We start from the raw sequence: 25565 nt of genomic DNA, 5'->3' as shown, positions 1-25565 counted from the left end.
CACGCAAATTATGCTCACCCGCCTGCGCGAAATAGTCGAAAAGGTGGCCAGTGCTCCGCGTCTTAATGAAGCGCTGAATATTCTGGTTACTGACATCTGTCTTGCGATGGATACAGAGGTCTGCTCGGTTTATCTGGCCGATCATGACCGGCGTTGTTATTACCTCATGGCGACGCGGGGGCTTAAAAAACCGCGTGGTCGAACTGTCGCACTCGCGTTTGATGAAGGTATCGTCGGCCTGGTTGGCAGGCTGGCGGAACCTATCAACCTCGCCGATGCGCAAAAACATCCCAGTTTTAAATACATCCCCTCGGTAAAAGAAGAGCGCTTCCGTGCCTTCCTCGGGGTGCCGATCATTCAGCGTCGTCAACTGCTGGGTGTCCTCGTCGTACAGCAGCGCGAACTGCGCCAGTATGATGAAAGCGAAGAATCCTTCCTCGTGACGCTCGCCACGCAGATGGCGGCAATCCTGTCACAATCTCAGCTTACCGCTCTGTTTGGCCAGTATCGCCAGACGCGTATTCGTGCATTACCGGCGGCGCCGGGCGTGGCGATAGCAGAAGGCTGGCAGGATGCGACGCTGCCGCTGATGGAGCAGGTGTATCAGGCCTCGACGCTGGATCCTGCGCTGGAGCGTGAGCGCCTGACCGGCGCGCTGGAAGAGGCGGCAAATGAGTTTCGCCGTTACAGCAAGCGGTTTGCCGCTGGCGCGCAGAAAGAGACCGCCGCGATATTCGATCTCTATTCGCACCTGCTTTCCGATGCCCGCCTGCGACGCGAGCTGTTTACCGAAGTTGATAACGGCTCGGTGGCGGAGTGGGCGGTCAAAACGATCATCGAAAAGTTTGCTGAACAGTTTGCCGCGCTGAGTGACAACTACCTCAAAGAGCGTGCGGGCGATCTGCGTGCGCTGGGCCAGCGCCTGTTGTTTCATCTTGATGATTCCGTACAAGGGCCAAATGCCTGGCCAGAACGCTTCGTGCTGGTCGCTGACGAACTCTCCGCCACGACGCTGGCGGAACTGCCGCAGGACCGACTGGCAGGGGTTGTTGTCCGTGACGGGGCGGCCAACTCTCATGCTGCCATCATGGTGCGTGCGTTGGGTATTCCCACCGTGATGGGGGCTGATATCCAGCCGTCGGTGCTGCACCGGCGTACGCTGGTGGTCGATGGCTATCGCGGTGAGCTGCTGGTCGATCCCGAACCGGTATTGATCCAGGAATATCAGCGGCTTATCAGTGAAGAGAACGAACTCAGCCGTCTGGCGGAAGATGACGTCAATTTACCTGCACAACTGAAAAGCGGCGAACGGGTTAAGGTCATGCTGAATGCGGGGCTTAGCCCGGAGCATGAAGAAAAACTGGGCAGTCGTATCGACGGGATTGGCCTGTACCGCACCGAAATACCCTTTATGCTGCAAAGCGGTTTTCCTTCTGAAGAGGAGCAGGTGGCGCAGTATCAGGGTATGTTGCAGATGTTTAACGACAAGCCGGTGACGCTACGAACGCTGGACGTTGGCGCGGACAAACAGTTGCCGTACATGCCAATCAGCGAGGAGAATCCCTGCCTGGGCTGGCGAGGGATCCGCATTACGCTCGATCAGCCAGAGATCTTCCTGGTTCAGGTTCGCGCGATGCTGCGCGCCAATGCGGCGACGGGTAATCTGAGTATTCTGCTGCCGATGGTAACCAGTATCGACGAGGTGGATGAAGCACGCCGCCTGATTGAACGTGCCGGGCGCGAAGTGGAAGAGATGATCGGTTACGCGATCCCGAAACCGCGTATCGGCATCATGCTTGAAGTGCCGTCGATGGTCTTTATGCTGCCGAATCTGGCAAGTCGCGTTGATTTTATCTCCGTCGGCACGAACGATCTGACCCAGTACGTGCTGGCGGTGGATCGCAATAATACGCGCGTCGCCAGCATCTACGACAGCCTGCATCCGGGGATGTTACGTGCGCTATCGATGATTGCGCAGGAAGCAGAGCGCAGCGATATCGACCTGCGCGTGTGTGGCGAAATGGCGGGCGATCCGATGTGTGTGACCATCCTGATTGGGCTGGGTTTCCGCCATCTCTCAATGAACGGTCGCTCTGTGGCGCGCGTGAAATACCTGCTGCGCCGCATTGATTACGAAGAGGCAAAAACGCTTGCCCAGCGTAGCCTTGAGGCGCAACTGGCAACGGAAGTGCGCCATCAGGTGGCGGCGTTTATGGAGCGTCGCGGGATGGGCGGTCTGATCCGTGGAGGGATGTAAAAGCGCTATACAGATCTTTTACATCTTCTGCGCAGCCTCGTTAACCCCCTTATGCTATCATTCGCTCCTTTGGAGCGCCTGTAAGCAGTGGGTGCGCATATCGCTCGCTGAGTCTTTTCAGCGGAATAACAAGAACTTGTGGTGACAGATGACCAGTAGCTATCTGCATTTTCCGGAATTCGATCCGGTCATTTTCTCAATTGGGCCCGTTGCACTTCGCTGGTACGGCTTAATGTATCTGGTGGGCTTCATTTTCGCGATGTGGCTGGCGACGCGCCGTGCCAATCGCCCTGGCAGTGGCTGGACGAAGACTGAAGTCGAAAACTTACTCTACGCAGGTTTCCTCGGGGTCTTCCTCGGTGGGCGTATTGGCTACGTGCTGTTCTATAACTTCCCGCTGTTCCTGGATAATCCGCTCTACCTGTTCCGCGTCTGGGACGGGGGCATGTCCTTCCACGGTGGCCTGATTGGCGTGATTCTGGTGATGATTATTTTCGCCAAACGCACGAAGCGCAGTTTCTTCCAGGTCTCTGATTTCATTGCTCCGCTGATCCCCTTTGGCCTGGGGGCCGGGCGTCTGGGCAACTTTATCAACGGCGAACTGTGGGGCCGTGTCGACCCGAATTTCTCTTATTCCATGTTGTTCCCAGGGTCACGCACCGAAGATATTCTGCTGCTGCAAACCAACCCGCAATGGCAATCCATATTCGATACCTACGGCTCCTTGCCACGCCACGCCTCCCAACTCTATGAGATGGCGCTGGAGGGGGTCGTGTTGTTTATCATTCTTAACCTGTTTATTCGTAAACCGCGCCCGATGGGCTCCGTCTCCGGACTGTTTTTGATTGGCTACGGCGCGTTTCGTATCATCGTTGAATTCTTCCGTCAGCCGGATCAGCAGTTCACCGGCGAATGGGTACAGTACATCAGCATGGGACAGATCCTCTCGATTCCGATGATTGTCGCTGGTGTTGTCATGATGATGTGGGCCTATCGCCGTCGCCCACAGCAACACGTTTCCTGAGGAACCATGAAACAGTATTTAGAACTGATGCAAAAAGTGCTGGATGAAGGCACACAGAAAAACGACCGCACCGGAACCGGAACGCTTTCCATTTTTGGTCATCAGATGCGTTTTAACCTGCAGGAAGGATTCCCGCTGGTGACGACAAAACGTTGCCACCTGCGCTCCATCATCCACGAACTGCTGTGGTTCCTGCAAGGTGACACCAACGTGGCCTATCTGCACGAAAATAACGTCACCATCTGGGACGAATGGGCGGATGAAAACGGCAATCTGGGCCCGGTATACGGTAAACAGTGGCGTGCCTGGCCGACGCCGGACGGTCGCCACATTGACCAGATCGCGACCGTGCTGAACCAGTTGAAAAATGATCCCGATTCGCGCCGTATTATCGTTTCGGCGTGGAACGTCGGCGAACTGGACAAAATGGCGCTGGCACCGTGCCACGCGTTTTTCCAGTTCTATGTCGCGGACGGCAAGCTCTCCTGCCAGCTGTATCAGCGCTCCTGTGACGTGTTCCTCGGTCTGCCGTTTAACATCGCCAGCTACGCTCTGCTGGTACACATGATGGCGCAGCAGTGCGATCTGGAGGTTGGCGACTTCGTCTGGACCGGCGGTGACACGCATCTGTACAGCAACCACATGGAGCAGACGCACCTGCAACTGACTCGCGAGCCGCGCGCGCTGCCGAAGCTAGTGATCAAACGTAAACCCGATTCTCTCTTCGACTACCGCTTCGACGATTTTGAAATCGAAGGCTACGACCCGCATCCGGGGATTAAAGCGCCGGTTGCTATCTAAACTGGCCTTATCCTGTCATAGCCGACGCCATTGCGCGTCGGTTTTTTTTACCCCAGTTTTGGTTTTTCGGCGTGGATTCCTGAAATGTTGCAACCTGCTGCAACAGGGTAAATTTCCCTCGTAACGCGCCGAAAAACCTGAATTCTCGCCTCGTTTTAACTTCCCGACGCGTCATACTGCCGCCATGAATACACAACAGGGCTATACGCTCATCGAAACGCTGGTCGCGATGCTTATTATTGTCAGCCTGAGTGCAACAGGACTCTACGGCTGGCAGCAGTGGCAGCAACAGCAACATCTCTGGCAGACCGCCTGTCAGCTGCGCGATTTCTTGCTGCAGCTACGGGAGGACGCCAACTGGCATAATCGCGACCACATCATTACCGCCATCAGGGAGGACGCGTCATGGTGTCTTGTCAGTTCGACAGCCTCACGAAATACCTGTACGCCGCGCTCTGCGCTCGTTTTTGTGCCGCTCTGGCGCGATGTCGACCTCGTCGGGATCACCGCCTCGCTGGCGTTTTATGGTCAACGCAATACCGCGTGGCCGGGGAATATTCGCCTGAAAAATACGGCAGGGGAGTGGCGGGTGGTGGTTTCGCCCTGGGGACGCATTCGCCTGTGCGAGCGCGACGATACCCAGGGCTGCCAGTGAGTGAACGCGGTTTTTCTCTGCTTGAGGTGTTAATTGCGATGGCAATCAGTAGCGTACTGTTGTTGGGGGCCGCCCGGTTTTTACCGGCGTTACAGCGCGATATTTTGCAGCAGACCCGCAAGCTCGCGCTGGAAGATGACGTGTGGCAGCGCGTGTATACCGTCGCAAAACACCTTCAACGCGCGGGCTATTGTCACGGTAGTTGTAGCGGCGAAGGGGTAAGCATTGCCGAGTCTGGCCAGTGCGTTATCGTACAGTGGGACGCAAATGCGAATGGCATCTGGGAAAGTGAGCCGGCAAAAGAGGCTGAACAAACCGGATTTCGTCTGAATGACAAGGTACTGGAGACGCTGCGCGGCGCGAAAACGTGCAGCGGAAAAGGATGGGATAAAATGACCGATCCTGACGTTGTGCAGATTACGGCATTTGAAGTCACGCGCCAGGATATCGCGGGTTTTGCGCCCGAACTGACCTTACATTTGCGCGGCAGCAGTCGGGCCGATCCGCAAACCGTGGCTGACGCGCGCTACAGCGTCAGTGGCTTTAATTTATGAATCGCGAGCGGGGCGTCTCCTCTCTGGCGCTGGTTCTGCTGCTGTTGGTCCTCGGCAGCCTCTTGTTGCAGGGCGTTAATCAGCAGCAGAGCAGTTTTGCTTCACGGGTAGCGATAGAAAGTCAGGCTTTACAGCGCCAGGCTGTCGTGCAGTCAGCCATGGAGTGGGGCAGGATGCAGCAATGGTCGGTCAGCTCAGAACAACCGTGTCGGTATTATGGCGAGGACAATGTCCCTGTCTGCCTGCGCAGGCTCGCTGACGGTCGCGCGTTGCTTGTTGCCAACTATCAGGGAACGTCCGTATGGCGAGAAGGCGAACAAAAGGAGGAACGCGTCGTTTTTTCTCCTCATGGCTGGAGCGATTTCTGTCCGCTAAGGGAGGTCGCACTATGCCAGATCCCCTGAGCCGACAGCGTGGGTTTAGCTTGCCGGAAGTCATACTGGCGATGGTCCTCATGGTGATGGTGGTGACGGCGCTTTCCGGGTATCAGCGCGCGCTGATGAACAGTTTTTTCATCAGAGGTCAGTATCTTCAGCTCTGGCGGCAGGGCTGGCAACAGACGCAACTGCGTTCGTTTTCGCCACCTGTTAACTGGCAGGTTAACCGAATGCAGACAACGCAGGCGGGATGTGTCAGCATCAGCGTTACGCTATCTTCACCTCAGGGCAGGCAGGGAAAAATGACGCGTCTGCATTGCCCGAACCGTTAGTCGTCAGGAGTCTCTATGTTAAGGGTCTACCACTCAAACCGTCTGGATGTGCTGGAAGCATTGATGGAGTTTATCGTCGAACGCGAACGGCTGGACGATCCCTTTGAGCCAGAAATGATTCTGGTGCAGAGTACCGGGATGGCGCAGTGGTTACAGATGACCCTTTCGCAGAAATTTGGTATCGCCGCCAACATAGAGTTTCCGCTCCCGGCAAGCTTTATCTGGGATATGTTCGTCCGCGTACTGCCGGAAATCCCAAAAGAGAGCGCCTTCAACAAGCAGAGTATGAGCTGGAAGTTGATGACGTTGCTGCCACAACTGCTGGATCATGACGACTTCGCGTTGTTACGCCACTATCTGACGGACGATACCGACAAACGTAAGCTGTTCCAGTTGTCGTCACGCGCAGCGGATCTTTTCGATCAGTATCTGGTGTACCGACCAGAATGGCTAACCCAGTGGGAAGCGGGACGAACAGTCGAGGGGCTGGGCGAGGCGCAATGCTGGCAGGCACCGCTGTGGAAAGCGCTGGTGGAATACACCGATGCGTTGGGGCAGCCGCGCTGGCATCGTGCCAATCTCTATCAACGGTTTATCCGGACCCTGGAAAGCGCCGACACCTGCCCGCCAGGACTCCCTTCCCGTGTGTTTATCTGCGGGATCTCTGCGTTGCCGCCCGTGTATCTACAGGCATTGCAGGCGCTCGGCAAACATATCGACATTCATTTGCTCTTCACCAATCCCTGCCGCTACTACTGGGGCGATATAAAAGATCCGGCGTATCTGGCAAAGCTGCTGGCGCGTCAACGGCGACATAGTTTTGAAGATCGTCATTTACCGCTGTTCCGTGACAATTCGAATGCCGAAAGTTTGTTTAACGGCGATGGCGAACAGGATGTCGGTAACCCGATGCTGGCCTCGTGGGGGAAACTGGGACGCGACTATATTTATCTGCTCTCTGAACTGGAAAACAGTCAGGAGCTCGATGCGTTTGTCGACGTAACCCCGGATAACCTGCTGCATAACATTCAGGCCGATATCCTTGAGCTGGAAAACCACGCCGTGGCGGGCGTGAGCCTGGAAGAGTATTCGCGCAGCGACAACAAGCGACGCCTTGATCCGGACGACGCCAGCGTCACCTTCCACATCTGTCATAGCCCGCAGCGTGAAGTTGAAGTTCTCCACGATCGTCTGTTGGCGATGCTGGAGGCGGATCCAACGCTCACCCCGCGCGACATCATCGTAATGGTGGCGGATATCGACAGTTATAGCCCGTTTATTCAGGCGGTTTTTGGCAGCGCCCCTGCAGAGCGTTATCTGCCCTATGCCATTTCCGACCGCCGGGCGCGTCAGTCGCATCCGGTATTGCAGGCGTTCATCAGCCTGCTGTCACTGCCTGACAGTCGCTTTGTTTCTGAGGATGTGCTGGCGCTGCTGGATGTCCCGGTGCTGGCGGCGCGCTTCAATATCAACGAAGAAGGGCTGCGCTATTTGCGGCTGTGGGTCAATGAGTCGGGCATTCGCTGGGGAATTGATGATGACAACGTGCGGGAACTGGAGCTTCCGGCAACGGGGCAGCATACATGGCAATTTGGCCTCACGCGCATGCTGCTGGGCTATGCCATGGAAAGTGCGCAGGGCGAGTGGCAGTCCGTTCTGCCTTACGACGAATCCAGCGGACTGATCGCCGAGCTGGTGGGGCATCTGGCGTCATTACTGATGCAGCTTAATCTCTGGCGTCGTGGCCTGGCGCAGGCGCGTCCGCTGGAAGAGTGGCTGCCGGTATGTCGTGAGATGCTCAACGACTTTTTCCTGCCTGACACTGAAACCGAGGCGGCCATGACGCTGATCGAGCAGCAGTGGCAGGCGATGATCGATGAAGGATTGAAGGCTGAATATGATGACGCGGTCCCCCTGTCGCTGCTGCGTGACGAACTGGCGCAGCGGTTGGATCAGGAGCGGATCAGCCAGCGTTTTTTAGCCGGGCCGGTGAACATCTGTACTCTGATGCCGATGCGTTCTATTCCCTTCAAAGTTGTCTGCCTGTTGGGAATGAACGACGGTGTCTATCCGCGCCAGCTTGCGCCGCTCGGTTTTGATCTCATGAGCCAGAAGCCAATGCGCGGGGATCGCAGTCGTCGTGATGACGACCGTTATCTGTTCCTTGAAGCCTTAATTTCTGCCCAGCAGTCGCTTTACATCAGCTACATCGGGCGCTCGATTCAGGATAACAGCGAGCGTTTCCCTTCCGTGCTGGTTCAGGAACTGCTCGATTACATTGGACAAAGCCACTATTTGCCGGGTGACGAAGCGTTGACCAGCGATGAGAGCGAGAAACGGGTCAAAGCGCATGTCGCCCGACTGCATACCCGTATGCCGTTTGATGCGCAAAATTTCCTGCCCGGCGAGCAGCAGAGCTACGCCAGCGAGTGGTTACCGGCGGCAAGCCGCAGCGGAGAGGCCCATAGCGATTTTGTGCAGCCGTTAGCCTTTGACATGCCAGAAATGCTGAGTCTGGAAACGCTGCAACGCTTCTGGGCCCATCCTGTACGGGCATTTTTCCAGCAGCGCTTGCAGGTTAATTTCCGCTCCGAAGAGAGTGAGATCCCGGATACCGAACCGTTTACCCTGGAAGGGCTGACCCGTTATCAGCTCAACCAGCAGTTACTGAATGCGCTGGTCGAACAGGAGGATGCCGAACGTCTGTTCCGTCGCTTCCGCGCGGCGGGGGATCTGCCGTATGGGGCTTATGGCGAGATCCTCTGGGAAGTTCAACATCAGGAAATGCAGACGCTGGCAGACAGGGTCGTGGCCTGCCGTCAGCCGGGCCAAAGCCTGGAGGTCGATCTGCACTGCAACGGCGTACAGTTGACCGGTTGGCTGCCGCAGGTGCAGGAAGATGGTCTGCTGCGCTGGCGGCCTTCGCTGATCAGCATTTCACAAGGCGTGCAACTTTGGCTCGAACACCTTGTCTATTGTGCCTGCGGGGGAAAAGGTGAAAGTCGGCTGTTTTTGCGAAAAGACGGAGAGTGGCGTTTCCCACCGCTGGAGCAAGAGCAGGCATTGGGTTATCTGGCGCAACTGATTGACGGATATCGCGAAGGGATGTCAGCACCGCTGCTGGTGCTACCTGAAAGCGGCGGCGCGTGGATAAAAACCTGTTATGACGCGGCAAATGATGCCATGTTAGATGACGATGATACGCGACAAAAAGCCCGCGTGAAGTTTATGCAGGCTTATGAAGGCAACATGGTCGTGCGTGGCGAAGGCGAAGATATCTGGTATCAGCGCCTGTGGCGGCAACTGGACTCAGAGACCCTGGAGTCCATTATTTTGCAGTCACAACGTTACCTGCTTCCGCTTTTCAGATTTAATCAGTCGTGATGATTGTATAAAAATTGCGCAATTTTGATGCTTCCTTTATGATGCGTTGCCCTGCTCATAGAAGCATCCAATGCGTCTTTGCGCAGAAAGAAAGTTAATGATGAGGTTCTTGAATGCCCCGCAGCACCTGGTTCAAAGCGTTACTGTTGTTGGTCGCCTTTTGGGCGCCCTTAAGTCAGGCAGACACCGGTTGGCAACCCCTTGCGGAAACCATCCGTAAAAGCGACAAAGATACCCGCCAGTATCAGGCTATTCGCCTGGATAATGGCATGGTGGTATTACTGGTATCCGACCCGCAGGCGGTGAAATCGCTTTCTGCGCTGGTGGTACCCGTGGGGTCGCTGGAAGATCCGGACGCGCATCAGGGACTGGCGCATTACCTTGAACATATGTGTCTGATGGGGTCGAAAAAATACCCGCAGGCCGACAGTCTGGCAGAATACCTGAAACTGCACGGCGGCAGCCACAATGCCAGTACTGCGCCGTACCGTACGGCGTTCTATCTGGAAGTGGAGAACGACGCGCTTACCGGTGCTGTTGATCGCCTGGCCGATGCCATTGCCGAACCGCTGCTGGATAAAAAATATGCCGATCGCGAGCGCAACGCGGTAAACGCTGAGCTGACGATGGCGCGCACCCGTGACGGGATGCGGATGGCGCAGGTGAGTGCGGAAACTATCAACCCGGCGCACCCTGGCTCACGTTTTTCCGGCGGTAATCTGGAAACCTTAAGCGACAAACCGGGTAACCCGGTGCAGCAGGCGTTACGCGATTTTCACAGCACGTATTACTCCGCCAACCTGATGAAAGCGGTTATCTACAGCAATAAGCCTTTGCCGGAACTGGCAAAGATTGCTGCAGAGACCTTCGGGCGGGTGCCAAACAAGAATATCGAAAAGCCGGAAATTACCGTGCCGGTTGTCACTGATGCGCAGAAGGGCGTCATCATTCATTACGTTCCTGCGCTGCCGCGTAAAGTGCTGCGCGTTGAGTTCCGAATTGACAACAACAGCGCCCAGTTTCGCAGTAAAACCGACGAGCTGATCACGTATCTGATTGGCAACCGTAGTCCGGGTACGCTTTCTGACTGGCTGCAAAAACAAGGGCTGGTGGAAGGCATTCGCGCGGATTCCGATCCGGTAGTCAACGGCAACAGCGGTGTGTTAGCCATTTCCGCCACGCTGACCGATAAAGGCCTGGCGAACCGCGAAGAGGTGGTTGCGGCTATTTTCAGCTATCTCAATCTGTTACGTGATAAGGGCGTGGATAAACGCTACTTTGACGAGCTGTCGCATGTGCTTGATCTCGACTTCCGTTACCCGTCGATCACCCGTGATATGGACTACGTCGAGTGGCTGGCGGATACCATGATCCGCGTGCCGGTGGCGCATACGCTGGATGCGGTGAACATCGCCGATCAATACGATGCGAAAGCCATTCAGGCGCGTCTGGAGATGATGACGCCGCAAAATGCGCGTATCTGGTACATCAGTTCGAAAGAGCCGCACAACAAGACCGCTTACTTTGTTGATGCCCCTTATCAGGTCAATAAAATCAGCGAGCAGACCTTTAGCGACTGGCAGATAAAAGCGCAGGGTATTGCGCTGTCGCTGCCGGAACTAAACCCCTATATTCCTGACGATTTCACACTGATTAAACCGGAAAAGAAATATGACCGTCCGGCGCTGATTGTGGATGAGCCTGATCTGCGCGTGGTGTACACCCCGAGCCAGCATTTTGCCAGCGAGCCAAAGGCAGACGTGAGCGTCATCCTGCGTAATCCGCAGGCGATGGACAGCGCCAAAAACCAGGTCATGTTTGCGCTGAACGACTATCTGGCGGGGATTGCGCTCGACCAGTTAAGTAATCAGGCGGCAGTGGGCGGCATTGGTTTTTCAACCAACGCCAACAATGGCTTAATGCTCAATGCTGACGGCTACACGCAGCGTCTGCCGCAGCTTTTCCAGGCATTGCTTGAAGGCTATTTCAGCTACACCGCCACCGACGAGCAGCTTGAGCAGGCGAAATCCTGGTATAGCCAGATGATGGATTCCGCAGAAAAAGGGAAAGCTTACGAGCAGGCGATTATGCCGGTGCAGATGATCTCTCAGGTGCCCTATTTCTCCCGCGATGAGCGGCGCGCGCTGCTGCCGTCGATCACCCTGAAAGAGGTGATGGCCTACCGTGAAGCGTTAAAATCGGGTGCCCGCCCGGAGTTCCTGGCAATTGGCAACATGAGCGAAGCGCAGGTCATGACGATGGCGCGGGATATCCAGAAGCAGCTTGGCGCGAACGGTTCTGAATGGTGTCGTAACAAAGATGTGTTGGTGGATAAGAAGCAGTCGGTCATTTTTGAAAAAGCGGGCAGCAGCACCGACTCCGCGCTGGCGGCGGTCTTTGTCCCCACCGGCTATGATGAGTATGCCAGCTCGGCCTACAGCGCCATGCTGGGCCAGATTGTTCAACCGTGGTTCTACAATCAACTGCGTACGGAAGAGCAGTTAGGATATGCGGTGTTTGCCTTCCCGATGAGCGTCGGACGCCAGTGGGGGATGGGCTTCCTGCTGCAAAGCAGCGATAAACAGCCGTCATATCTCTGGGATCGCTACAAGGCATTTTTCCCCACGGCGGAGGAGAAATTGCGGTCGATGAAACCGGAAGAGTTCGCTCAGATTAAACAGGCTGTTGTCGCGCAGATGTTGCAGGCACCGCAAACGCTGGGCGAAGAGGCATCGAAATTAAGCAAAGATTTCGATCGTGGCAATATGCGCTTCGATTCACGTGATAAAATTGTGGCTCAGATAAAACAGCTGACGCCGCAAAAACTTGCTGATTTCTTCCATCAGGCGGTGGTAGAGCCGCAAGGCATGGCGGTACTGTCGCAGATTTCCGGCGGTCAAAACGGGAAGCCGCACTATGTGCACCCGGAAGGCTGGAAAGTGTGGGACAACGTCAGCGCGTTGCAGCAAACTTTGCCCCTGGTGAGAGAACAGAATGAATGATGTCGCTGAGTCCCTTGATCCCCTGCGCTTGCCCCTTACGGGCGAGCGCCTGATTGAAGCCTCTGCGGGCACCGGCAAAACCTTTACTATCGCGGCGCTCTATCTGCGTCTGCTACTCGGACTTGGCGGTTCCACTGCCTTTTCCCGTCCCCTGACCGTTGAAGAACTGCTGGTGGTGACCTTTACCGAGGCCGCCACCGACGAGTTGCGCGGTCGCATCCGCAGTAATATTCATGAGCTGCGGGTAGCCTGTCTGCGTGAATCAACCGACAATCCCCTTTATGCCCGTCTGCTGGACGAAATCGACGATAAAAAACAGGCGGCTCAGTGGCTGCTGCTCGCCGAGAGACAGATGGATGAGGCGGCGGTGTTCACCATTCACGGTTTTTGCCAGCGCATGCTGAGTCTGAATGCCTTCGAATCCGGCATGTTGTTTGAGCAACAGTTGATCGAAGATGAATCTCTGCTGCGCTACCAGGCCTGTGCGGATTTCTGGCGTCGCCACTGTTACCCCTTACCGCGTGAAATTGCCCAGGTGGTGTTTGAAACGTGGAAAGGACCGCAGGCGTTGCTGGCAGATATTAACCGCTACCTGCAAGGGGAAGCACCGGTTATCAAAGCGCCGCCGCCGGATGACGAAACGCTGGCGTCCCGCCATCAACAGATCGTGCAGCGAATCAACGCGCTTAAGCAGCAGTGGTGCGATGCGGTGGGGGAGCTTGAAGGATTGATGGAAGCCTCCGGCATCGACCGGCGTAAATTTAACCGTGGCAACCAGGGCAAATGGATCGAGAAGATCAGCGCCTGGGCTCAGTCCGGGACGCAAAGCTACCAGTTGCCCGAGGCGCTGGAGAAGTTCTCTCAGCGCTTTCTTGAGGATCGTACTAAAGAAGGTGGCGCAGTGCCGCAGCATCCGCTGTTTGTCGCGATAGATGAACTGCTGGCGGAACCTCTGACCCTCAGAGATCTGGTGATCACCCGTGCGCTGGCGGAGATCCGTGAGACGGTGGCGAAAGAAAAACGTCGCCGGGGTGAGCTGGGATTTGACGATATGCTCAGCCGACTGGATGGTGCGCTGCGCAGTGAAAGCGGCGAGGCGCTGGCGGCGGCGATTCGAACCCGCTTCCCGGTGGCGATGATCGATGAGTTCCAGGATACCGATCCGCAGCAATACCGTATTTTCCGTCGCATCTGGCAGCATCAGCCAGACACCGCGCTGTTGCTGATAGGCGACCCGAAGCAGGCGATTTATGCGTTTCGCGGCGCGGATATTTTTACCTATATGAAGGCTCGTAGTGAGGTCAGTGCGCACTATACCCTCGATACCAACTGGCGTTCCGCGCCGGGTATGGTGAACAGCGTCAACAGACTGTTCAGCCTGATGGACGATGCCTTTATGTTCCGCGAGATCCCGTTCCAGCCGGTGAAATACGCCGATAAAAATCAGTCGCTGCGTTTTGAATTTCATGGCGAAACTCAGCCCGCGATGACGATGTGGCTGATGGAAGGGGAAAGCTGTGGGATAGGGGATTACCAAAGCTATATGGCGCAGGTGTGCGCCGCGCAGATCCGCGACTGGCTGAAGGCCGGGCTGAGCGGAGAGGCAATGCTTATTCGCGGTCACGACGCGCGTCCGGTGAGCGCGGCGGATATCAGCGTGCTGGTGCGTAGCCGCCAGGAAGCGGCGCTGGTGCGCGATGCCCTGACACAACTGGCGATTCCGTCCGTGTATCTTTCCAACCGCGACAGCGTGTTTGAAACGCTGGAAGCGCAGGAGATGCTCTGGGTGCTACAGGCGGTGATGGCACCAGAGAAGGAAAATACGCTACGTAGCGCACTGGCGACCTCCATGATGGGGTTGAACGCGCGCGATATTGACCTGCTCAACGACAATGAAAATGCCTGGGATCAGGTAGTCGAAGAGTTTGTCGGCTACCGCCAGATTTGGCAGAAACGAGGCGTGATGCCAATGTTGCGCGCGCTGATGTCGGCGCGACAGATCGCGGAAAACCTGCTGGCAACGGCGGGCGGCGAACGTCGCCTGACCGATATTTTGCACATCAGCGAGTTGTTGCAGGAGGCGGCTTCGCAACTGGAAAGCGAGCATGCGCTGGTACGCTGGCTTTCGCAGCATATTCTTGAGCCCGACAGCAACGCCTCCAGCCAGCAAATGCGTCTGGAAAGCGATAGCCATCTGGTGCAGATAGTCACCATCCACAAGTCAAAAGGGCTGGAGTATCCGCTGGTCTGGCTGCCGTTTATCACGCATTTCCGCGTTCAGGATCAGGCGTTTTATCACGACCGCAGCTCGTTTGAAGCGGTACTGGATCTGAGCGACTCGGACGAAAGCGTGGCGCTGGCGGAAGCCGAACGGCTGGCGGAGGATCTGCGTTTACTGTACGTGGCGCTGACCCGTTCAGTCTGGCACTGTAGTCTGGGCGTCGCACCTCTGGTTCGTCGTCGGGGTGATAAAAAGGGCGATACCGATGTGCATCAGAGCGCGCTGGGGCGTCTGCTGCAAAAAGGCGAACCAATGGACGCCGCCGGACTGCGTGCGGCGATAGACGCAGTTTGCGATGAGAACATCGTCTGTCGTATCCCGGAAGCGGCCAGCATGGAACCGTTGCCCATTGCCGCTGCGAGCGGGGCAGCACTGAATGCCCGACGGCTACAACGAACGCCGGGCGATAGCTGGCGGGTGACCAGTTATTCTGGCCTGCAACAGCGTGGTCACGGTATTGCTCAGGATCTCATGCCGCGACTGGACATCGATGCGACAGGCGTCGGTGAGGTAGTTGAAGAGCCGGAACTGACGCCGCACCAGTTTCCGCGTGGCGCGTCGCCGGGGACGTTTTTACACAGCCTGTTTGAAGATCTCGATTTTACCCAACCGGTAGAGGCTGCCTGGGTGCAGGAAAAACTCACACTTGGCGGCTATGACGCCAGTTGGGAACCGGTCATCACCGCGTGGGTGACGGCCATTCTTCATGCGCCGCTTAATGAGACCGGCATCAGTCTGAGCCAGCTTTCTGCGCGTGAAAAACAGGTCGAGATGGAGTTTTATCTGCCCATTAGTCAACCGCTTATCGCAGAAAAACTGGATGCGCTGATCCGCCAGTATGACCCGCTCTCAGCAGGCTGTCCGCCGCTGGAGTTCGCCCAGGTTCGCGGGATGCTGAAGGGCTTTATCGATCTGGTGTTTCGTCACAACGGACGCTATTACCTGCTGGATTACAAATCGAACTGGCTGGGTGAAAACAGCTCGGCTTACACCCCACAGGCGATGGCGACGGCCATGCAGGCGCATCGCTATGATTTGCAGTATCAGCTCTATACCCTCGCGCTGCACCGGTATTTGCGCCATCGCATCGCGGATTACGACTACGAGCGCCATTTTGGCGGCGTGATTTATCTGTTCCTGCGCGGTGTGGACCGCGAACAGCCGCAGCAGGGAATTTACACCACCCGCCCGTCTGAGGAACTGGTTGCCCGGATGGACGAGATGTTTGCCGGCGTGGCACTGGAGGAGGCATCGTGACGCTACAAAAGCGATTACTTGAGGCCGTAGAGCAGAAGCAACTGCGCCCTCTGGATGCGCAATTTGCGCTGGCGGTGACCGGCGAACATGAACCTGCGGTGACGCTGGCAGCGGCGTTACTCAGTCGGGACGCCGGAGAAGGGCACATCTGTTTACCGCTCGCCCGACTGGCGATGCATGCCGATCTGCCGCCTCTGCTGGCAGCCTGGCTGAGTGAGTCAGGCGCACCGGCGGACTGGGCGGAATGTCTGCTCGCATCGGATGCCGTCAGTCGTGGTGAGCGGCCATCGCCGATGATCCTCCACGGCGATCGACTGTATCTGAACCGGATGTGGCGCAACGAACGCACGGTCGCCCGTTTCTTTAGCGAGGTGAATCAACCCATCGCGGTGGATGAAGTCTTGCTGACGCAAACGCTGGAAGCGCTGTTCCCGACGACAAACGAAATCAACTGGCAAAAAGTTGCCGCCGCGGTGGCGCTGACCCGCCGCATTTCGGTGATTTCCGGCGGACCGGGGACCGGGAAAACGACGACCGTGGCGAAACTGCTGGCGGCGCTGATCCAGATGGCGGAAGGCGAGCGTTGCCGTATTCGTCTGGCGGCACCGACGGGTAAAGCCGCCGCGCGTCTGACAGAGTCTTTAGGCAAGGCGCTACGGCAGTTGCCGCTGACGGATGAACAAAAGAAACGCATCCCGGATGAGGCCAGCACCTTACACCGACTGTTGGGCGCGCAGCCGGGCAGTCAGCGCTTACGCCATCACGCAGGCAACCCGTTGCATCTGGATGTGCTGGTGGTGGATGAGGCGTCGATGATTGACCTGCCGATGATGTCGCGACTGATAGATGCATTGCCGCCGCACGGGCGCGTCATTTTCCTCGGCGATCGCGATCAGCTTGCCTCGGTCGAGGCGGGGGCGGTGCTGGGCGATATCTGCGCCTGGGTGAACGCGGGCTATACCCCAGAACGGGCACAGCAGCTGACTCGTCTGACGGGAATGCCCGTTCCGGCAGGCAGGGGCAATGACGCCGCCATGCTGCGGGACAGTCTCTGTCTGCTGCAAAAAAGCTACCGTTTTGGCAGTGATTCCGGCATTGGACAACTGGCTGCGGCGATCAACCGTGGCGATAAGGCTGCGATAAACCGCGTTTTCCAGCAGGGCTTTAGCGATATCGATAAACGGACGCTGGAGAGCAGTGAAGATTACACCGCCATGCTTGAAGACGCGCTGACAGGTTACGGACACTACCTGCAGTTGCTTCAGACGCGCGCGGAGCCTGCATTAATCATTCAGGCATTCAATGAGTTCCAACTGCTGTGCGCGCTGCGCGAAGGACCGTTTGGTGTGAGCGGACTGAATGAACGCATCGAACTGGCTATGCAGAAAAAGCGTAAAATTCATCGTCTGCCCCATTCCCGCTGGTATGAAGGGCGGCCCGTAATGATTGCCCGCAACGACAGCGCGCTGGGATTGTTTAACGGCGATATCGGTGTGGCGCTCGATCGTGGACAAGGATTACGGGTCTGGTTTGCAATGCCGGATGGCAGCATTAAATCTGTGCAGCCCAGTCGCTTGCCGGAACATGAAACCACCTGGGCAATGACGGTGCACAAATCGCAGGGCTCGGAGTTCGAGCATGCCGCGCTGGTATTACCCACACAGCGTACGCCGGTGGTGACACGGGAACTGGTGTATACCGCTGTCACCCGTGCCCGTCGCCGCCTGTCGTTATATGCCGATGAACGCATTCTTGCCAGTGCGGTTGCCACCCGAACCGAACGTCGCAGCGGGCTGTCGACGTTGTTTAAATGACCGGGGGCCGGATGGCGCTTGCGCTTATCCGGCCTACGTTGAGCTCATGACGGTACGCCGCCATCCGGCCATTCACTAACCGCTAACCCAGATCCGCCATCAGCACTTTGGATTTCCGCTGATAGTTGTACATCTCTTTTTTGCTTTCCGGCAGCAGGTCGATATCCACCGGCGTGAAGCCGCGCTCCTGGAACCAGTGAATGCTGCGGGTCGTCAGGACGAACAGCTTGCTCAGGCCAATCTGCTTCGCCTGGGCAGCGATCCGCTCCAGCAACACTTCTCCCCTTGAAGAACTGCGGTAGTCCGGATGGACAGCCACGCAGGCCATTTCACCGATCTTCTCTTCCGGGAAGGGGTATAGCGCAGCACAGGCGATGGTCATGTTATCGCGTTGAATAATGGTGAACTTGTCGATCTCCATCTCCAGCTGTTCGCGCGAACGACGCACCAGAATCCCCTGCTGCTCCAGCGGGCGGATCAGCTCCAGGATCCCGCCGATATCGTTAATGGTGGCGCGGCGGATCTGCTCGGCGCTCTCCATCACAATCTGCGTCCCGATACCGTCGCGCGAGAACAGTTCCTGCAACAGCGCGCCATCTTCCTGATAGCTGATCAGGTGGCAGCGACGCACACCGCTGCGGCAGGCTTTCACCGCGCCACGCAGGAAGCGTACGGTGCCCGAGTTGTAATCGCCTTTTACTTCTTGTGCTTCTACGCGCGCCTGCGCTTCGTTCGGAAACAGCTCAGAGACGATATCGCCGTCGTCGTTGGTCACCCCCTGCGAAGAGCAAAAGCCGATCATCTTTTCGGCTTTCAGTTTGATAGCCAACTGTGTGGCGATCTCTTCTGAGGTCAGGTTAAAGCTTTCGCCGGTGACAGACACCGCGACGGGGCCCATCAGCACGATGGCGCCGCTGTCCAGTTGACGATGGATTGCCTCTTCATCGATACGACGGATACGCCCGCTGTGGCAGTAATCCACACCATCATCGACACCCAGCGGCTGCGCAATGATAAAGTTGCCGCTGACCACGTTGATATGCGCGCCCTGTAGCGGCGTGTTGTTCAGGCTCATCGACAGGCGTGCGGTGATATCGAGTTGCAACGTGCCCGCCGCCTGCTTTACCAGCTCCAGCGTTTTGGCGTCTGTGACGCGGGTATTTTTGTGATACATCGGTTCATGGTGATGGGTGACGAGGTTGGCGTCGATTTGCGGACGCGCGCCGTAGACCACCACCAGGCGAATGCCGAGGCTGTGAAGAAGCCCAATGTCGTTGACGATGCTGGAAAAGTTTTCATGCTCAATGGCTTCGCCGCCAAGCATAATGACAAACGTTTTTCCCCGATGGGTATTGATATAGGGAACAGAATGGCGGAATCCCTGTACCAGTTCGGTTCTACGCTCCTTCACCACGGCATATCCTCATTGCATGATTATTCGTAATTAGTGTATTTTTATTCTGTTTTACTGCCGCGTGCAAGTGCAAATTTTGACCCTGACAAAGTTTTTTCTCAGTAATACCGTGAATACAATAACAATGTTTACCCTTTTATAGATGACAGATTATGCGTCATTCGTTAAAGTTTCCGGTCAATTTAGACGTTTAGTATCTCATCACCATTACGTTTTATTTTGCTCGGGAGAAGCATGTCAGGATCCAATCCACCTATCAGCCGCCGTCGTTTACTGCAAGGGGCGGGCGCCATGTGGCTATTGAGCGTCAGTCAGGTCGGTCTGGCTGCGGTCAGTCAGGTCGTTGCGGTTCGTATTTGGCCAGCATCCAGTTACACCCGTGTGACGGTGGAATCGAATCAACAGCTGAAGTACAAACAGTTTGCGCTGAGTAATCCTGAGCGCGTGGTGGTGGATATTGAAGGTGTGAACCTGAATTCTGTGCTGAAAGGTATGGCGGCGCAGATTCGTCCCGACGATCCTTATATCAAGTCGGCGCGCGTGGGGCAGTTCGATCCGCAGACCGTACGCATGGTGTTTGAACTGAAGCAAGACGTAAAACCCCAGTTGTTTGCGCTGGCACCGGTGGCGGGTTTCAAAGAACGTCTGGTGATGGATCTCTATCCGGCCAATGCGCAGGATATGCAGGATCCTCTGCTGGCGCTGCTGGAAGATTACAACAAAGGCGATCTTGATAGGCAGGTTCCCCCCGCGCAAAGTGGCCCGCAGCCGGGTAAAGCCGGTCGCGATCGCCCGATTGTGATCATGCTCGATCCTGGGCATGGCGGTGAGGATTCCGGTGCCGTCGGTAAGTACAACACGCGTGAGAAAGATGTGGTGTTGCAGATAGCCCGGCGGCTGCGAGCCTTAATCGAGAAAGAAGGCAACATGAAGGTCTACATGACGCGCAATGAAGATATCTTCATTCCGCTGAAGGTGCGCGTGGCGAAAGCCCAAAAGCAGCGTGCGGATCTCTTTGTCTCGATTCATGCGGACGCCTTCACCAGTCGGCAACCCAGCGGTTCATCCGTGTTTGCGCTGTCGACCAAAGGGGCAACCAGTACGGCGGCGAAATATCTGGCGCAGACGCAGAACGCCTCGGATTTGATCGGCGGCGTAAGTAAAAGCGGCGACCGCTATGTCGACCACACCATGTTCGATATGGTGCAATCGCTGACCATTGCCGATAGCCTGAAGTTTGGTAAAGCGGTGCTCAACAAGCTCGGCAGGATTAACAATCTGCATAAAAATCAGGTGGAACAGGCCGGGTTTGCGGTGCTGAAAGCGCCGGATATCCCATCGATTCTCGTCGAAACCGCGTTTATCAGTAATATCGAAGAAGAGCGGAAGCTGAAAACGGCAACCTTCCAGCAGGAAGTGGCGGAGTCGATTCTGGCAGGGATCAAAGCGTACTTCGCCGATGGCGCGACGCTGGCGAGGAGAGGGTAATAAAAAAGCGCTGAAAAGCGCTTTTTTTCTGGACTACAGAAACAAAAAAACACCCGTTAAGGTGTTTGATGTTGGTTGCGGGGGCCGGATTTGAACCGACGACCTTCGGGTTATGAGCCCGACGAGCTACCAGGCTGCTCCACCCCGCGTCCGTCTTTCTGCTGCGCATTTCAAACCACATTTCCTGTGATTCGAACTGCTATGCAGAAACTTTTACTACTTTAAATTTGATTGGTTGCGGGGGCCGGATTTGAACCGACGACCTTCGGGTTATGAGCCCGACGAGCTACCAGGCTGCTCCACCCCGCGTCCGTCTTTCTGCTGTACATTTCAAACCACATAAACGTTAGCTTTCCTGTGGTTCGAACTGCTATGCAGAAGCTTTACTGCATCAAATTTTAATTGGTTGCGGGGGCCGGATTTGAACCGACGACCTTCGGGTTATGAGCCCGACGAGCTACCAGGCTGCTCCACCCCGCGTCCGTGGATGCGCACTATACTCTGCTCGCATTTTCATGCAACCCTTTTTTCACCTGGATCACGTTTTCGGGATGAAAATGAACAAAAACAAGGCATTTCAGTTTAATTAATGTGCAAAATTTGCGTCAGGGTAGCGGTGCTCGTTTCATTAGCGGGCCGGGTTTGTTATCTTCATTGCGCATGATTTACAGCTAAAAGAAGAGAACAATGAAAGGACGTTGGGTCAGTTACCTTCTCGTGGGCGCGGTAGTGGCAATGCTGGCTGCCTGTTCCTCCAAACCAACCGATCGCGGACAGCAGTATAAAGACGGGAAGTTTACCCAGCCTTTCTCACTGGTGAACCAGCCGGATGCCATCGGCGCGCCGATCAACGCCGGCGATTTTGCCGAACAGGTCAATCAGATCCGCAGCGCATCTCCGCGCCTGTACGGCAATCAAAGCAACGTTTATAACGCCGTACAAGACTGGCTGCGCGCCGGTGGCGATACGCGTACCATGCGCCAGTTTGGCCTTGATGCCTGGCAGATGGAAGGCGCTGACAACTACGGCAACGTGCAGTTTACCGGTTACTACACGCCGGTGATCCAGGCGCGTCATACACGTCAGGGCGAGTTCCAGTACCCTATCTATCGTATGCCGCCGAAGCGCGGTCGTCTGCCGTCACGCGCCGAGATCTACTCTGGTGCGCTGAGCGACAGCTATATCCTGGCGTACAGCAACTCCCTGATGGATAATTTCATCATGGACGTGCAGGGTAGCGGCTATATCGACTTTGGCGACGGTTCTCCGCTGAACTTCTTTAGCTATGCCGGGAAAAACGGTCACGCCTATCGCAGTATCGGCAAGGTGCTGATCGATCGCGGCGAAGTGAAGAAAGAAGATATGTCGATGCAGGCAATTCGCCACTGGGGCGAAACGCACAGCGAAGCACAAGTGCGTGAGTTGCTTGAGCAGAACCCGTCATTCGTCTTCTTTAAACCGCAATCTTTTGCCCCGGTGAAAGGAGCCAGTGCGGTACCGTTGATTGGCCGCGCGTCGGTGGCGTCTGACCGCAGTATTATCCCGGCGGGCACCACGCTGCTCGCCGAAGTTCCGCTGCTGGACAACAACGGGAAATTTAACGGCCAGTATGAGCTGCGTCTGATGGTGGCGCTGGATGTCGGTGGGGCGATTAAAGGCCAGCACTTCGACATTTACCAGGGCATTGGGCCGGACGCGGGACACCGTGCGGGCTGGTATAATCACTATGGTCGCGTATGGGTGCTGAAGAGCGCGCCTGGCGCGGGCAACGTGTTTAGCGGCTAGTCGCCGGAGGGCGCTTCGCTTATCCGGCCTACATCCTCGAGTAGGCCTGATAAGGCGCAGCCGCCATCAGGCAGTCACACTGCTCGGTATTAATGAATTTGAGGTGTTATGTCTGTTGTAATAAGTGATGCCTGGCGTCAGCGTTTTGGCGGCACCGCGCGTCTGTATGGTGAAAAAGCGCTACAGCTGTTTGCCGATGCGCATATCTGCGTGGTTGGGATCGGCGGCGTCGGCTCCTGGGCGGCGGAAGCGCTGGCACGAACCGGGATCGGCGCGATTACGCTCATCGACATGGATGACGTTTGCGTGACGAACACCAACCGCCAGATCCATGCGCTGCGCGACAATGTCGGGCTGGCGAAGGCGGAAGTGATGGCCGAGCGTATTCGCCTGATCAACCCCGAGTGCCGGGTGACGGTGGTCGATGACTTTGTTACGCCGGATAACGTTGCGGAATACATGAGCGCGGGATTCAGCTATGTCATTGATGCTATTGACAGCGTGCGGCCCAAAGCGGCGTTGATTGCGTACTGTCGACGCAATAAGATCCCGTTAGTGACCACCGGCGGCGCGGGCGGGCAGATCGATCCGACACAAATTCAGGTCGTCGATCTGGCGAAAACCATTCAGGATCCGCTGGCGGCAAAACTGCGCGAACGACTGAAAAGCGATTTTGGCGTAGTGAAAAACAGCAAAGGCAAACTCGGCGTCGACTGCGTGTTTTCAACCGAAGCGCTGGTGTATCCGCAGTCTGACGGAAGTGTGTGCGCCATGAAGGCGACGGCAGAAGGACCCAAGCGAATGGACTGTGCGTCGGGTTTCGGCGCGGCAACGATGGTCACCGCCACGTTCGGTTTCGTGGCAGTATCCCATGCGTTGAAAAAGATGATGGCAAAAGCGGCGCGTCAGGGGTAGGCCGGATAAGACGCTTCAGCGTCGTCATCCGGCGGAATGAGCCGCATTAATGACCGCCTCGTTCAGCGCCGTTAACCCCAGACTGCGCGACGCGCTGAGCTGCGTGCGTAATCCCAGCTCATCAAACAGCGCCAGCGGCGAGCGGGCCAGAAGTTCCGCCGCCGTTTTCCCTTCCGCAGCGGTCAGCAATACCGCCAGCAGTCCGCGCACGATGCGACCTTCACTGTCGCCGAAGAAATGCAGCGTGCCCTTTTCTGAGCGCGTATATCCCAGCCAGACGCGATTTTCGCAGCCAGCAATCTCTTTGGCCTGCGCTTTGAGGTCGTCTGGCAATGCCGGAAGCTGTTTACCGAGCAGGATCAACTGACGATATTTGTCTTCCCACTGGGTCAGCGGGAGAAAGGTATGGCGCAACGTCTCTTCGGTTACGGTTGTGCCAAACGGGTGTCCGGCAAACATTGGGCTAGTCATTAATCCACCAGTATTTCCAGCGCGCGATCAACGGCATTGACCAGCGCATCCACATCACTTTGGGTATTATACGGCGCAAATGAGGCGCGTAGCGTACCTGTGACGCCAAGTTCAGCCAGCAACGGCTGCGCACAGTGCTGCCCGGCACGCAGTGCGATGCCATATTCCGCCAGCAGGGTGACCATATCGCTATGGTGAACGCCGGCAAAATCAAAGGCCAGCAGACTGGAGTCCTGACAGCGAAACGAACGGAATCCCGGGCGCTGAGCCAGCGCCTCTTCCGCCAGCGTGGCCAGCCCGCGACTCCAGCTTTCCGCCTGGATGATATCAACATCGGCCAGCCATTCCAGCGCGGCGCTCATGCCAATCACGCCAGCGACGTTAGGGGTGCCTGCTTCCAGCTTCCAGGGGGCTGCCTGCGTAGTGAAGCCCTCGAAACTGACGTCGTTGATCATCTTACCGCCGCCAAGCCAGGGCGACATGGCTGCCAGCAACGCTGGTTTGCCGTAAAGCACGCCGATACCGGTTGGGCCGTACAGCTTATGTCCGGAAAAGGCGTAGAAGTCGATGTCGAGCGCCTGGACATCCGCCGGGAAATGGACCGCTCCCTGTGCGCCATCCACCATCACCACCATGTCAGCGGCATGGGCAAGCGTAATGGCACGGGCTAAGTCCGGGCAGCCGCCGGTAACGTTCGACATCTGCCCCAGCGCGAGAATTCGGCTACGCGGGGTGATTACCTCCGCCAGACGTTCGACATCAGGCAGGTGCTGGGTATTGAGCGGCAGCTTGACCACTTTCGCCCCGGTTTGCTCCGCGACCATCAGCCACGGCACGAGATTCGCATGATGCTCCGCGACGCTGACGATAATCTCATCGCCCGGTTGCAGGCGAGGACGGGCATAGCTCTGCGCCACCATGTTGATGGACTCCGTGGTGCCACGGGTCCAGACGATGGTTTTATCATCCGGCGCATTCAACAAACGCGCCACTTTCTCCCGCGCGGCCTCATAGCGCGCGGTCAGGCGCTGGGCTTCGGCGAACTGGCTGCGGTGGACGTTGCCAGCGCTCAGGCTATAGAACTGTCGGGTCGCCTCAATAACGGCCTGCGGTTTGAGGGCCGTCGCGGCGCTATCCAGATAGACGCCCGCGTCAGCTAATGCGGGAAATTGCGCGCGAAATAGCGCGGGATTGAAAGCGTTCATGGGATTCCTCGATTCAGTGATCCGATCGTGGCGCAAATTGGTCGCTGATTCAAGGATTGTGCGGCCACCAGGAATCCTCTGGATGTTGTGGCGAAATCAGACCAGTAGCTTATGCTGAATTATGTTAGGCAAATATTTATGCCTGTTACGGAGTACGTTTTAAATAGCATAAACAGCTTTTAGGAGAAAAAGATGAAAAAGACTGCCGCAATTATCTCTGCATGTATGCTGACTTTTGCCCTGAGCGCCTGTTCCGGTCCGAACTACGTGATGCACACCAATGACGGGCGTAGCATCGTCGCGGACGGTAAGCCGAAAACCGATGATGAAACCGGGATGATTTCGTACAAAGACGCTAATGGCAACAAACAGCAGATCAATCGTACCGATGTGAAAGAGATGGTCGAGTTGGATCAGTAGTCGCCAGATAGCAGGTAAAAAAAAGCACCGCAAATTGGCGGTGCTACATTAATCACTATGGACAGACAGGGTAAATGTACAGGAAGTGAAAAAGGGTAGCGTTGCTACCGTGGTCTGAATCGCAGACCA

18 protein-coding genes and 3 tRNA genes are annotated in these 25565 nt (G+C 56.4%); 15 read left to right on the top strand and 6 right to left on the bottom strand.

The window, feature by feature from the left end; genetic code table 11:
• Positions 1-10: 10 nt before the first annotated feature.
• From ptsP to recD, 11 genes are all read left to right on the top strand, one after another.
• On the top strand, positions 11-2257 hold the full coding sequence (gene ptsP, locus F384_RS15330; RefSeq protein ID WP_046486623.1) for a phosphoenolpyruvate--protein phosphotransferase: 2247 nt from the start codon (positions 11-13) through the stop codon (positions 2255-2257).
• Between the two features lie 148 nt (positions 2258-2405).
• Positions 2406-3281, top strand: coding sequence for a prolipoprotein diacylglyceryl transferase (gene lgt / locus F384_RS15325; RefSeq protein WP_046486620.1), 876 nt, complete (start codon positions 2406-2408; stop codon positions 3279-3281).
• A gap of 6 nt (positions 3282-3287) precedes the next feature.
• Entirely contained in the window at positions 3288-4082 is a 795-nt protein-coding gene (gene thyA, locus F384_RS15320; RefSeq protein WP_046486617.1) for a thymidylate synthase, read from the top strand.
• A 184-nt stretch (positions 4083-4266) separates the two neighbouring features.
• Positions 4267-4737: a prepilin peptidase-dependent protein gene (locus tag F384_RS15315; RefSeq protein WP_046486614.1), complete on the top strand. Its 471-nt coding sequence runs from the start codon at positions 4267-4269 to the stop codon at positions 4735-4737.
• The gene (locus F384_RS15310; RefSeq protein WP_046498213.1) at positions 4728-5291 is read left to right on the top strand and encodes a prepilin peptidase-dependent protein; all 564 of its coding nucleotides are present in this window, start codon (positions 4728-4730) and stop codon (positions 5289-5291) included. Before F384_RS15315 ends, F384_RS15310 begins: the two co-directional genes overlap by 10 nt.
• Positions 5288-5695 carry a DUF2509 family protein gene (locus F384_RS15305; RefSeq protein WP_046486611.1) on the top strand — a complete coding sequence of 136 codons (408 nt, stop codon included), beginning with the start codon at positions 5288-5290 and terminating at the stop codon, positions 5693-5695. The genes F384_RS15310 and F384_RS15305 overlap by 4 nt, the downstream gene beginning before the upstream one ends.
• Entirely contained in the window at positions 5680-6000 is a 321-nt protein-coding gene (locus F384_RS15300; protein WP_046486608.1) for a prepilin-type N-terminal cleavage/methylation domain-containing protein, read from the top strand. Before F384_RS15305 ends, F384_RS15300 begins: the two co-directional genes overlap by 16 nt.
• 15 nt (positions 6001-6015) lie before the next feature.
• Positions 6016-9384, top strand: coding sequence for an exodeoxyribonuclease V subunit gamma (recC, locus tag F384_RS15295; protein WP_046486605.1), 3369 nt, complete (start codon positions 6016-6018; stop codon positions 9382-9384).
• 113 nt (positions 9385-9497) lie between these two features.
• Positions 9498-12386, top strand: coding sequence for a pitrilysin (gene ptrA, locus F384_RS15290; protein WP_046486602.1), 2889 nt, complete (start codon positions 9498-9500; stop codon positions 12384-12386).
• Positions 12379-15924 (top strand): exodeoxyribonuclease V subunit beta, encoded by a 3546-nt coding sequence (gene recB / locus F384_RS15285; protein ID WP_046486599.1) that lies wholly within the window; start codon positions 12379-12381, stop codon positions 15922-15924. Before ptrA ends, recB begins: the two co-directional genes overlap by 8 nt.
• Positions 15921-17738 (top strand): exodeoxyribonuclease V subunit alpha, encoded by a 1818-nt coding sequence (gene recD / locus F384_RS15280; RefSeq protein ID WP_046486596.1) that lies wholly within the window; start codon positions 15921-15923, stop codon positions 17736-17738. Before recB ends, recD begins: the two co-directional genes overlap by 4 nt.
• 82 nt (positions 17739-17820) lie before the next feature.
• On the opposite strand, the gene argA is transcribed toward recD, so the two are convergent.
• Complete coding sequence (gene argA / locus F384_RS15275) at positions 17821-19152, bottom strand: amino-acid N-acetyltransferase (RefSeq protein WP_046486594.1); 1332 nt, start codon at positions 19150-19152, stop codon at positions 17821-17823.
• 234 nt (positions 19153-19386) lie between these two features.
• Here argA and amiC point away from each other — a divergent pair, with 234 nt between their 5' ends.
• Positions 19387-20640, top strand: coding sequence for an N-acetylmuramoyl-L-alanine amidase AmiC (gene amiC / locus F384_RS15270; protein ID WP_046486591.1), 1254 nt, complete (start codon positions 19387-19389; stop codon positions 20638-20640).
• A 72-nt stretch (positions 20641-20712) separates the two neighbouring features.
• Here the strand turns inward: amiC and F384_RS15265 are convergent.
• From F384_RS15265 to F384_RS15255, 3 genes are all read right to left on the bottom strand, one after another.
• Positions 20713-20789 (bottom strand) — tRNA-Met (locus F384_RS15265).
• Positions 20790-20872: 83 nt separating this feature from the next.
• Positions 20873-20949, bottom strand: a tRNA-Met gene (locus F384_RS15260).
• Positions 20950-21043: 94 nt separating this feature from the next.
• A tRNA-Met gene (locus F384_RS15255) sits at positions 21044-21120 on the bottom strand.
• Positions 21121-21327: 207 nt separating this feature from the next.
• On the opposite strand from F384_RS15255, the gene mltA reads away from it, so the two are divergent.
• Together mltA and tcdA are read left to right on the top strand one after the other, a co-directional pair.
• Positions 21328-22425, top strand: a complete 1098-nt coding sequence (gene mltA, locus F384_RS15250; RefSeq protein ID WP_046486588.1) for a murein transglycosylase A — start codon at positions 21328-21330, stop codon at positions 22423-22425.
• Between the two features lie 108 nt (positions 22426-22533).
• Positions 22534-23340: a tRNA cyclic N6-threonylcarbamoyladenosine(37) synthase TcdA gene (gene tcdA, locus F384_RS15245; protein ID WP_046486585.1), complete on the top strand. Its 807-nt coding sequence runs from the start codon at positions 22534-22536 to the stop codon at positions 23338-23340.
• A 24-nt stretch (positions 23341-23364) separates the two neighbouring features.
• Here tcdA and csdE read toward each other — a convergent pair whose 3' ends face one another.
• Both csdE and csdA read right to left on the bottom strand, forming a co-directional pair.
• Positions 23365-23811, bottom strand: a complete 447-nt coding sequence (csdE, locus tag F384_RS15240; RefSeq protein WP_046486582.1) for a cysteine desulfurase sulfur acceptor subunit CsdE — start codon at positions 23809-23811, stop codon at positions 23365-23367.
• Entirely contained in the window at positions 23811-25016 is a 1206-nt protein-coding gene (csdA, locus tag F384_RS15235; RefSeq protein ID WP_046486580.1) for a cysteine desulfurase CsdA, read from the bottom strand. The genes csdE and csdA overlap by 1 nt, the downstream gene beginning before the upstream one ends.
• Positions 25017-25208: 192 nt before the next feature.
• Between csdA and F384_RS15230 the strand changes: the two genes are divergently transcribed.
• Entirely contained in the window at positions 25209-25436 is a 228-nt protein-coding gene (locus tag F384_RS15230) for a YgdI/YgdR family lipoprotein (protein WP_042322452.1), read from the top strand.
• Positions 25437-25565: the final 129 nt, after the last annotated feature.

It is taken from the genome of Citrobacter amalonaticus Y19 (assembly GCF_000981805.1).
GTDB classification, from domain to species: Bacteria; Pseudomonadota; Gammaproteobacteria; order Enterobacterales; family Enterobacteriaceae; genus Citrobacter_A; species Citrobacter_A amalonaticus_C.
Note: the sequence above shows the minus strand (reverse complement) of the source record. Positions and strands in the feature narration are given on the sequence as shown.